The 10,635-nt window shown below is 63.6% G+C and carries 11 protein-coding genes and 1 pseudogene; 3 read left to right on the top strand and 9 right to left on the bottom strand.

Annotated features, from left to right (window positions below; all coding sequences use genetic code 11):
- Positions 1-453 (top strand): annotated as a pseudogene (locus tag X744_RS1000000174590) (allophanate hydrolase); the annotation flags it as partial.
- A gap of 97 nt (positions 454-550) precedes the next feature.
- Here the strand turns inward: X744_RS1000000174590 and X744_RS145665 are convergent.
- From X744_RS145665 to flhA, 3 genes are read right to left on the bottom strand one after another with little or no spacing between them, the layout of a single operon-like run.
- Positions 551-937, bottom strand: a complete 387-nt coding sequence (locus X744_RS145665; RefSeq protein ID WP_031260873.1) for a hypothetical protein — start codon at positions 935-937, stop codon at positions 551-553.
- A 2-nt stretch (positions 938-939) separates the two neighbouring features.
- Positions 940-1,692, bottom strand: a complete 753-nt coding sequence (gene fliR, locus X744_RS145670; RefSeq protein ID WP_023761712.1) for a flagellar biosynthetic protein FliR — start codon at positions 1,690-1,692, stop codon at positions 940-942.
- Positions 1,689-3,776 (bottom strand): flagellar biosynthesis protein FlhA, encoded by a 2,088-nt coding sequence (gene flhA, locus X744_RS145675; protein WP_031260872.1) that lies wholly within the window; start codon positions 3,774-3,776, stop codon positions 1,689-1,691. Before flhA ends, fliR begins: the two co-directional genes overlap by 4 nt.
- A 145-nt stretch (positions 3,777-3,921) precedes the next feature.
- Between flhA and X744_RS145680 the strand changes: the two genes are divergently transcribed.
- Together X744_RS145680 and X744_RS145685 are read left to right on the top strand one after the other, a co-directional pair.
- Positions 3,922-4,221 (top strand): putative quinol monooxygenase, encoded by a 300-nt coding sequence (locus X744_RS145680; protein WP_023761710.1) that lies wholly within the window; start codon positions 3,922-3,924, stop codon positions 4,219-4,221.
- A 112-nt stretch (positions 4,222-4,333) separates the two neighbouring features.
- Positions 4,334-6,115, top strand: a complete 1,782-nt coding sequence (locus X744_RS145685; protein WP_023761709.1) for a chloride channel protein — start codon at positions 4,334-4,336, stop codon at positions 6,113-6,115.
- 42 nt (positions 6,116-6,157) lie between these two features.
- Here X744_RS145685 and X744_RS145690 read toward each other — a convergent pair whose 3' ends face one another.
- From X744_RS145690 to X744_RS145715, 6 genes are all read right to left on the bottom strand, one after another.
- Positions 6,158-7,801, bottom strand: coding sequence for an MFS transporter (locus X744_RS145690; protein WP_023761708.1), 1,644 nt, complete (start codon positions 7,799-7,801; stop codon positions 6,158-6,160).
- Positions 7,802-8,072: 271 nt separating this feature from the next.
- Complete coding sequence (gene fliQ, locus X744_RS145695; protein ID WP_023761707.1) at positions 8,073-8,339, bottom strand: flagellar biosynthesis protein FliQ; 267 nt, start codon at positions 8,337-8,339, stop codon at positions 8,073-8,075.
- A 24-nt stretch (positions 8,340-8,363) separates the two neighbouring features.
- Positions 8,364-8,771: a flagellar hook assembly protein FlgD gene (gene flgD, locus X744_RS145700; protein ID WP_023761706.1), complete on the bottom strand. Its 408-nt coding sequence runs from the start codon at positions 8,769-8,771 to the stop codon at positions 8,364-8,366.
- Positions 8,771-9,214, bottom strand: a complete 444-nt coding sequence (gene flbT, locus X744_RS145705; protein WP_023761705.1) for a flagellar biosynthesis repressor FlbT — start codon at positions 9,212-9,214, stop codon at positions 8,771-8,773. The genes flgD and flbT overlap by 1 nt, the downstream gene beginning before the upstream one ends.
- Positions 9,211-9,558 (bottom strand): flagellar biosynthesis regulator FlaF, encoded by a 348-nt coding sequence (flaF, locus tag X744_RS145710; RefSeq protein ID WP_023761704.1) that lies wholly within the window; start codon positions 9,556-9,558, stop codon positions 9,211-9,213. Before flaF ends, flbT begins: the two co-directional genes overlap by 4 nt.
- 31 nt (positions 9,559-9,589) lie before the next feature.
- Positions 9,590-10,633 (bottom strand): flagellar hook-associated family protein, encoded by a 1,044-nt coding sequence (locus tag X744_RS145715; protein WP_031260869.1) that lies wholly within the window; start codon positions 10,631-10,633, stop codon positions 9,590-9,592.
- Positions 10,634-10,635 lie beyond the last annotated feature (2 nt).

Below are 10,635 nucleotides of genomic sequence, written 5' to 3'. Positions count from 1 at the left end.
GCAACGGGCTGGCCCCAGCCCGGCCCGCAGCCGGCCGCCGTGCCGCCCTGCGACGGCATGATCGATCTGGTGGTGGTCGGCGCGCATCTGTCGGGCATGCCACTCAACGGCCAGCTCAATCAGCTCTGCGCGCAATTCCTGCGCGCCACCAGAACCGCCGCCGCCTACAAGCTCTATGCGCTGGCCGGGCAGTCGGTGCCGAAACCCGGCCTGATCCGCGTTGCAGATGGCGGCACGCCGATCGATGTCGAGGTCTGGCGGCTTGGACCGGAGGCCTTCGGCCGTTTCGTCGCCGCCATTCCGGCACCGCTCGGTGTAGGAACGATCGAACTCGAGGATGGCAGCGCGGCCAAGGGGTTTCTCGTAGAAACCGCCGGCCTAGCGGACGCGTCCGATATCTCCGCCTATGGTGGTTGGCGCAATTTTACCAACCGCGACCAAAAATATGGCTGATCAAACTGACCTCTGGTCCAAAAGGCCCGTCACTTCGAATGAACCCTAAATTCGGGCTCGGCTTCGTTGGTTTGCGCAAGCGGGTAGCGGATGCCAACTACTTCTCATGTCCCCGCTTCTGCGCAATCAGGTCCAGCCGCTCGCGGTCGGAGCGTTCACGCTCGTCGCGGTTGCGCACCTCCTTGTAGGCGCGTTCGACCATGTTGGTGCGCGCGGTTGCGGCGGCGATGAGGCTGGCTTCTTGCTTGGCGCTTGTCAGGTTCGCCTCCTGGCGGACGACGGCTTGGGCGATGCGACGGTGATAGAGATCGGGAAACAGGCCGGAGAGGGAATCGGCCTGGTCGAAATGCCCGACCAGATCGCGGGCTTCGGTCTCGGCATTACTGGCCGCGGCGATGAAGGTGGCGTGACGGGTTTCGTGCAGCGCCTTCAACTGCTCCTGCACCTTGACCAGTTTCCTGAGACGGTCCTTGCGCGTGGTCATGGTCATCTCGCCAGCGTCAGGTCGACAAAACCATCGACGAACAGCGACAGCATTGTGCCGATGGCGAAGTAGAAGATGATCATGCCGCCGGCGATGATGAACGGCTGGGAGATGAAATAGATCGGGATCTGCGGGGTCAGCTTGTTGACGAAGCCGATCGTCAGATTGACGAGAATGGCATAGGCGACGAACGGGCTGCCGAGGCGGATGACCAGGAAGAAGGTGTCCGAGACCGTGTCGGTGACATCGACCAGTGCGGCCTGCGGGTTGAAGAAGATGTTGACCGGCGCGACCGTGTAGGAGGATACCAGCGCGCGCACGATCTCGTGGTCGAAATCGAAGACGAACAGCATCAGCAGCGCCGAAAAAGAGATGATGGCGGCAAGCGCCGCCTGGGGTTCGGGCTCCTCGATCGCCGGTCCGCCGGTGCCGCCATAACCGATCAGCATGGCGATGGCCGAGCCCATGAAGCGCAGGGCTTCCATGTAAAGCCTGGTCATCGCGCCGATCAGGCCGCCGACCAGCAGTTCCGAGATGATCATCGGCACCAGGATTTGCGGGCGCGGGTCGACGAAGGGAAAGATCTTGTCCCAGAGGAAAGCGAGCAGGCCGCCGGTGGCGGCGACCGCCACGAACAGCCTGACCTGGACCGGAATGCGGGCACTGGACAGGCCCGGCATCAGCATGAAGCAGGCGCCGATACGGCAGAAGGCGAGGAACGCCGCGATGACGACGCCTTGCGAGAGCACGCTCACGATATGGTTCCGAGCACCCTGATTTCGACGCCCTTGGCGATTTCGACATGGCTGAGCACCGGCAGCGTGGTGAACAGCCGCTCGATGATCATGCGCACATAGGGACGGGCATCGGGCGCGGTGACCAGCACGAAACGTTCGCCGGCTTCCAGATATTTCTTGATCGCCTTGGTCGCGTCCTGGCCGAACTCTTCCAACTGGCGCGGGTCGATGTCGAACTCACGCACCTCGCCCTTGGCGTCGCGCTTGAGGCTCTGGTGGAAGGCGAGGTCCCAGCGGTTGCCGAGGCGCAGCACCTTCAAAACGCCGCCCTCGGAGAGGTCGCCACAGATCTGCTGGGCCATGCGGATGCGGACATGTTCGACGATCTGCTCGGTGCGTCGCACATGCGGTGCGATCTCGGCGATCGCCTCGATGATCAGATGCAGGTTGCGGATCGAGACCCGCTCGGCGAGCAGCAGCTTCAGCACCGCCTGCAGGCCTGGATAGGAGATGTGCGTGGTGCAGATCTCGTCGGCGAGCTTGCGGTATTCCTGGTCCTGCCGTTCGAGCAGCGCCTTCATGTCCTTGTAGGACAGTAGCTGCGGCAGGTTGTTGCGGATGACCTCCGAGAGATGGGTGAGCAGCACCGACATGTTGTCGGCGAAGGTGTAGTTCTCGCGCTTAAGGTCTTCAGAGAAGGTTTCGAGCACGGAGTAGGCCCGCATGCCGAAGGCCGGCTCGCGAATTTCCTCGCCGGGTATTTCGGGCATGTCGCGGTTGCCGAGCAGCACCATGATCTCGCCGACACGCATCTGGTATTCGGCCACCACGGTGCCATGCACCTTGATCTGGTAGCTCTTCGGCGGGATGGCGAAATCGTCGGCGACGCGCACCTCCGGCACGACAAAGCCGTATTGAGTGGCGAATTTCTTGCGCATCTTGGCCATGCGGAAAACCAGTTCCTGATGCGACGTCAGCAGCCTCGTCGACAGCTGCTTGCCGATCAGCAGCTCGATCTCGGCGGTGGCGAGCGAGGCCTTGACCGAGTTCTTCTCCTCCTCGACCTTGGTCGCCTTCTCCTGGTCCTTGATCGCTTCAGCTTCGGCGAGGGCGCGGTTGTGGCGCATCGGGATGACGTAGCCGAGGCCGGCCATGCCGGCGGCGAGCGCAAAGAACGGGAACACCGGCAGGCCAGGCATCAGACCGAGCAGCACCAGCAGCGATGCGGCGACGTAGAGGGCGCGCGGATGGGCGCCGAGCTGGCCGAACACCGCCTGGTTGGTCGAGCCGCGGGTGCCGCCCTTGGAGACGAGCAGGCCGGCGGCGAGCGAGACGATGAGCGCCGGGATCTGGGTTACGAGGCCGTCGCCGACAGACAGCTTGATGAACACGTCGGCGGCTTCGCCCATGCCCATGCCGTGCCTGATGTAGCCAATGGCAATGCCGCCGACGATATTGATGGCAGTGATGATCAGGCCGGCGATGGCATCGCCGCGGACGAATTTCGAGGCGCCGTCCATCGAGCCGAAGAAGGAGGATTCCTCTTCCAGCTCGCGGCGGCGTAGCTGCGCCGTCTTGTCGTCGATCATGCCGGCGGAGAGATCGGCATCGATCGACATCTGCTTGCCGGGAATGGCATCGAGGGTGAAGCGGGCGCCGACTTCGGCGATACGGGTGGCACCCTTGGTGATGACGATGAAGTTCACCACGATCAGGATCATGAAGACGATGAGGCCGATGACGAAGTCGCTGGCCATCACCAGCTTGGAGAAACCGGCGATGACATAGCCGGCCGCGTGCGTGCCCTCATTGCCGTGCGACAGGATCATGCGCGTGGTGGCGATGTTGAGCGATAGCCTGAGCATGGTGGCGATGAGCAGCACGGTCGGGAATGACGAGAAATCGAGCGGCCGCTGGATCCACAGCGCCACCATCAGGATCAGTACCGAAAGCGCGATCGAGAAAGCGAGGCCGATGTCGATGAGAAAGGCCGGGATCGGCAGGAACAGCACGGCCAGGATGATGACGATGCCGATGGCGAAGAAGACGTCGCGGCCGTTCTTGGCTACCGCGCCGGGCTGGATGCTTTCGCTGATCGCCATGTCGTCCCCAAAACCATAGACTGCCGAGCGCGCGACAGCCTGGTGAAGGTAGCCCGCCAAGCTTGCGCGAGGGTGGGAGACTGGCTAGTTCGAACGAGCATGCGCGGGTGGCGTGCGGGCCGGCTTGGCAAAGAAGGGAAAACCCATGCTTCTGATCATCGGCACCATCCGCTTGCCGCCAAACAAATTGGAGGAAGCCAAACCCGCCATGGAGCGCATGGTTTTGGCCAGCCGTGCCGAGGCCGGCTGTGTCCAATATTCCTACGCGCGGGATGTGCTCGATGCCGGGCTCATCCGGGTCGCGGAAGCCTGGAGCGACCGGGCGGCGCTGGACGCGCATTTCGCCTCGCCGCACCTTGCGGACTGGCGTGCCAGCTGGCCGGCACTTGGCATCGGCGAGCGCAACCTCGTGCTCTATGAAGCCGGCGAGCCCACGCCGACCTGATCGGTTTGCCACAATGGCGCCTCGTCTGTCGCCATTGTGGTTGCCATGCCTTGTCGCCGGGCGTATCAGGCGGCCTTTCCACTGCCTTTTGTGATGTCGGCGAGCCGCCCCGGTGCTTTCCAGAAACCACAGCGAAGTCTACGCCCGCCGGCTGCGCGCGGTGCTGATCCGATCGGTGCCGCTGCTCGAGGCGCGCGGCATAGCGGTGGTCATCCTGGCCGGCGCCGTCGGCGTGATGGCGGGCCTACTGGTCACGGCGATGAGCCAGATCGTGCAGGACCTGCACGGGCTGTTGTTCGGCGTCCAGCCCGGTGGTCGGCTTTCAGGCATGTTCTCGCTCACCAATCCGGCGCAGGCGCTGGTACCGGCGATCGGCGGCATCCTGCTCGGCCTAACGGTGATCTGGCTCAGAATCCGGAAATTCCGCGCCCCGATCGACCCGATCGAAGCCAACGCGCTCTATGGCGGACGCATGTCGCTGACCGACACCTTCATCATCGCCGGCCAGACGATGATCTCCAGCGGTTTTGGCGCCTCGGTCGGGCTGGAAGCCGGCTACACGCAGGTCGGGTCCGGCCTGGCGTCACGGCTGGCGCACTTCTTCAGGCTGCGCCGCAACGATGTCCGCATCCTGGTTGGCTGTGGTGCGGCCGGTGCCATAGCGGCCGCCTTCGATGCGCCGCTGACCGGCGCCTTTTATGGCTTCGAACTGATTATCGGCATCTATTCGGTCGCCAATGTCGCGCCTGTCATGACAGCGGCGATCTCAGCCTCGCTGACCGCCGAAATGTTCGGCGGAGCGCCGTTTCCGCTTGAGCTTTCGGGCCTGCCGTCGCTCACCGCCAGCCAGTACCTGCCGTTCCTGCTGCTTGGTCTGCTGGGCGGGGCCGTGGCGATCGCCATCATGCATCTGGTGACGCTGATCGAGCGCGGTTTTGCCAATTTGTCGATCGATGCGTCGCTGCGCCCCGTCATCGGCGGCGTCGTCGTCGGCTTGTTGGGGTTGATCACGCCGCAGGTCCTGTCCAGCGGCCATGGCGCGCTGCATCGCGAATTCTCGATGAATTACGGACTGGCCGTGGTGGCCAGCGTCTTCGTGCTCAAGCTGGCGGCATCGGCGATCTCGCTGGGATCGGGCTTTCGCGGCGGATTGTTCTTTGCCTCGTTGTTCCTCGGCGCGCTGCTCGGCAAGGCGTTTGCGGATGTGATGGTCGTCGTCTCCCCGGCAACCGGCATCGACCCTGCCGTCGCCGCCGTCGTCGGCATGACGTCGCTCGCCGTCGGCGTCGTCGGCGGACCGCTGACGATGACCTTCCTGGCGCTGGAATCGACCCGCGACCTGACGCTGACCGGCGTCGTGCTGGCGGCCTCGCTCATGTCGGCGATCCTGGTTCGGGAAACCTTCGGCTACTCGTTCTCGACTTGGCGCTTCCACCTGCGCGGCGAGACCATCCGCAGCGCCCACGACGTTGGCTGGATGCGCAGCCTCACCGTCGGCTCGATGATGCGCAAGGATATCAAGACCATCTCTGCCTCGACCACGCTGGCAGCCTTCCGCAGGCAAGTGCCGCTCGGCTCGGCCCAGCGCGTCATCGCCGTCGATGCGGGCGACCACTATGTCGGCATGCTGATCGTGGCCGAACTGCACAGCGATCTATCCGACGGCGAGGTCGCGGTGCGCGATCTTGCCAAGTACAAGGACGCGGTTCTGGTGCCCAGCATGAACGTGCAGGCCGCTGCCGAAACCTTCCAGCGCGCTGGCGCCGAAGAACTCGCCGTGGTCAAGGATTTCACCGACCACATCGTGCTGGGGCTGCTGACCGAAGGCCATTTGATGCGGCGCTACGCCGAGGAACTCGACAAGGCGCGCAGGGACCTGTCGGGCGAGGGGTAGCGTAACCCAGGGAATCCAGGAGGCCAAGCGCGGTTGCTAAGCCTAATGCTCGATCGGTCCCTTGGCCATCACGAGAGCCGTGCCGGCGGTCGTCGGGCGCTCGATCATGCGCCGCACGCGCGGCGGCTCGTCGCCGCTGTGCAGCGCCCGCACGCGCTCGCCGATGACGGCGTCGGCATGGGTGATGCGTCCATTGTGGCGCACATATTCGATCCAGGTCGGCGTATGGTAGTGCTCGATCCAGATCGACGGATTTTCGAGGTCGCGCGCCAGTGTCCAGTTGCGGGCGCCGTCACGGCGGCGGATACGGCGACGTTCGGCCATGGTGGCGAGGAACTCGGGTACGTCCTGTTCGCGGATGACGTATTCGATCATGATGGCGATCGGCCCGCTGCGCGGCTTGAGGTCAAGCGCCAGGTGCGGTTCCCTGAAGCGGTTGAGTGGATCGAGGTTAAGCACCTGCTGTTGTGGCAGCGGCAAGAGCAGACCGATGGCGCCGCCGGCCAGCATGGCCATGCTGGCCGCGATAAGCGCGGTTTCGGCGCCATGGGCATCGGCGACGACGCCCCAGATCCAGCTGCCGAGCGCGATGCCGCCGAAGGTCGCGGTCTGATAGACCGACAGCACCCGGCCGACCACCCAGCGCGGGGTGGCCATCTGTACCGTGACATTGAAATGCGACAGCGCGATCACCCAGCAAGCACCACCGACGAGCAGGCCGAGTGAGGTCTGCCAGGCATGGTGGCTGAAGGCGGCGTTGAAGGCGCAGACGGCGAAGCCGGCGAAAGCACAGCGCACCATCGTCTCGCTGGACAGCAATTGCCGCAGCCTGACGCTGATCAAGGCGCCGCCGACGGCGCCGATGCCGAAAGCGCCAAGCATGATGCCGTAGGTCAGGGCGTCGCCGTTGACGACATCGCGCGCCACCAGCGGCAGCAGTGCCAGCACGGCGCCGGCGCTGAAGCCGAAAGCAGCTCCCCTGACCAGCACCTTGCCGATGTTGGGCGACATGGCGACATAGCGCAGGCCGGCGCCCATGGCGGCACCCAGCGACTCGCGCGGCAAGGTCGATACCGGCACGTCCGGCTTCCAGCGCGCCAGGACGACGATCAGGCCGATATAGCTCACCGCGTTTGCCGCAAACGCGGCCGCCGCGCCGGCAGCGGCGACGATGATGCCGCCGATCGCCGGGCCGACGCTGCGGGTAAGATTGAAGCCCATCGAATTGAGCGCGACGGCGGCCGGCACCTTGTTACGGGGCACGATGTCGCCGACGGAGGCCTGCCATGACGGGCTGTTGAGCGCGGTGCCGCTGTCGATCAGGAAAGTAAAGGCAAGCAGCGTCCACGGCGTGATCAGGCCGGAATAGGTGAACAGGGTCAGGAACACCGAGACCACCAGCATGAAGGTCTGGGCGATCAGCATCACTTTGCGCCGGTCGAAACTGTCGGCAATGGCGCCGGCGACGAGCGCAAACAGCATGATCGGCAAGGTGGTCGAAGCCTGGACCAGGGCCACCTGATAGGGGGAGGTGGCAATCGTGGTCATCATCCAGGCGGCGCCGACGCCCTGGATCAGGCCGCCGAAATTGGAGACGAGACTTGCACCCCAGACGGCGCGGAAAATGCCGTGCCGGAAGGGCGCCAGTGCCGAGACGCTCTCGTTGTCCGGCTTTTCGTCAATCATCGGTGGTTCCTGCCATGTCGTGCCGATTCGTCAGACGATCCGTTTGCTCAGGCCGTTTGCCGAAAGTAGGGCATGGCGCCGCAAAGGGCGAATGTCTTTCGAAAAAGCCCATGGTCCAACAATGGGATAGAGGAGGTCCACGCCCTATCTGCCGCCAGACCTGAGGAGATGCATCGGGTCTGCAAGCGACCTGCCCGAATGCAAAGGACAATCTAGCCGCAGCCGTCTGCAAGCCTTGGCACTCGTTCCAACACAGTCGGATAGCTGCCGCTCAGAAGCCGTTCTGGATTCGCTCGAAGATGACGTTGGTGAAGGCTGATATCTGGCTGCCGATGAAAGGGCCGGTCAGCGCCACCACCAGCATGATGGCGACGATCTTCGGCACGAAGGTCAAGGTGATTTCCTGGACCTGCGTCAGCGCCTGGATGAGGGCGATGCCGATGCCGACCACCATGGCGACAAGCACCACCGGGGCGGACGCGGTGAGCACCGTCCACACCGCGTACTGGACGATATCGAGAGCGTCGGCCTCGTTCATGGGACTTGCTCTCTGTCGAAAGCGTCAGCTCGCTGCCTTGACCGAGACTCCCGGCCCGACCGCGACTTCGGTGCCGTTCTGCAGCACTGCGATGAGGCCGCTGGTGGCGAGGCGCACCGACGCCACCGTGCCTGTCGTGTTGCCATCGGCGGAGGTTATCGATCGCCCGATCAGCGCGTCGGCCTGCGACAGCGCCGAGGACTGCATGATCTGGTCGAGCTTGGTGTTGCTTTGCACCGATTGCTCGACCTGCGAGAACGTGGCGAGCTGGGCGACGTACTGCGTCGAGTCCATCGGCTTGGTCGGATCCTGGTTCTTCATCTCGGCGATCAGAAGCTTCAGGAAGGACTGATAGTCGACCGCTGTCTTCGACGTCGACGCGGTGGCCTGGTTGGCGCCGGTCGGTATCTTCGTCGTCATGTCCACGTTCATCAGTATCGTGCTCCCACAGCCAGCGGGCGCTCGGCACCCGGAACGTCGTCATTGCCGCCCAGCGCGCGGCGTTCAAGCGGATAGAGCGCGCGAATTGCTTTCAGCGCCTCGTAAATATAATCCTCGCCGACCATGCGGTCGATCTGTTTCAGCGCGCCGCAGATCTGGGTGTCTTCGAAGCTTACAAGCAGCAACGGCAGCGAGCGTCGGAACATGTCGCGCGCGGCGGCCGCGCCGGCCGGGTTCATCAGCATGACCTGCAGGATGAAATACAGCTGCTTGAGCGGCGTCGAGGCATCTTCGGCCTGGATCACGTGGCTTTCGAGCAGGAACTGCACGTCGTTCATCAATTCGACGGTGACCTTGCGGTCGACACGGATGACGGCGCCGTTAATGTAGATCTTTTCATTCGGCTTGAGCGATATCTTCAGTGTGTTGGTCATTGAATGCCGTCCCTGATGATCTGGGACACTTCGATCAGCCCTTCGAAATTATTGGTGCGGCCCTGGCGAATGTCCTCCGCCTCGCGCAGCAGCCACAGACCGATGGAAATGAGGTTGGCGCGCAGTTCCTTGGGCAGGGCGTTGTCGCTGGAGCCGAGGTCCTCGACGAAGGCGGTCCAGACACGGTTGGTGAAATTCAGTGCCTCGATCGCCTCCATCGAACTGTGGCCGGCCGCCGCCGCTGCCGCCAGCATGTCGATCGAGCGGGTCAGGAGTTCCCGCTCGCGGTCCTTCGCATCGGCTACTGAGGTGCTCTGGATGTCGGCGTAGGAGAATTGGTACATCGTTGGGGCTCTACCGTTCCGTTAAGCGTTGTCAGGTCAGGTAATTCAGCAGGCTGAGCTGCTGCAGGCGTGCGGTCAGCGCGAAGGACGTTTCGATGTGCTGCGTCAGGTCGGCGACGCGGGTCGCGGCTTCGGCTGGATCGACGCCAACCAGATCGACAATATGCCGTTCGAACAGATCGGTCTGAGTTTTCATACGGTCGTTTGCGTCGGACAGCCGCTTCTGGACGATGCCGGTCTCGGACTGAACCTGGGCAATGCCGCTCAGCGCTTCGCCGACCAGCAACGTGGAGCGGCTGACGACCGTGTTCTTCGCAGCCTGGCTGATGTTGCTGGACATCAGGCTGGCAACCATGGTTGCCGCCATGGCGAGCTTCTGGATGCCGTCGCTGTTGGCACTGGTCGAGGTCGGTGTGGTTTCGTTGAGCGCGATGCGGCTGACGATCTGCTGGTCGGTGGCGTTCGACCAGTTGCCTTGCCATCCCGGACCCATGAACTGCGGTACGACGTCGTTGGTGATGAAATCGTCCATCTGCGCGGCAGTGATGTTGGCGGCTGCCGGGTCATCCGGGGTGAAACCGAAATTGGTGACGAAGGAAGCATCGAATGCCGCCTTTGCCGGCGAGCCGGCGGCGCTGAAGTCGTTGATCGGCTTGACGTCGGTGTTGGTGCCGGCGAACAGGTACTCGCCGTTGACGCTGGTGTTGAGGATCGAGGTCAGCTGCTGGATGGTCGCTTTGCCGGAATCCCGGGTGAGACTGTTGGAAGAATCGCTTGATGAGGCGGTGGTCAGGGCAGACAGGAATGTCTGAGCGGCGCCGGAGAGCTGGCCAAGCGAGGTCTGCGTCGAGGAAAGGCGAGCGCCGACCAGGCCGTTGGAGTCGATGATGACATTGAGCCGGTCGAGATCGCGCTGGAAGGTGACGGACTGGGCAGTGCGCCCTCCGAGAGCTAGACCGACATCGGCGACCTTGCCACTCGAGGACTCTTTCGTAGCTTTGACGAGATCGGCCTGCATGCGCATCTGCTGGGAGCGCATGGCGTTCGATATGGCGGCTGACGAGACAGAAGTCATGG

The organism is Mesorhizobium sp. LNHC252B00 (assembly GCF_000502955.1).
In the GTDB taxonomy this organism is placed as follows: domain Bacteria; phylum Pseudomonadota; class Alphaproteobacteria; order Rhizobiales; family Rhizobiaceae; genus Mesorhizobium.
Note: the sequence above shows the minus strand (reverse complement) of the source record. Positions and strands in the feature narration are given on the sequence as shown.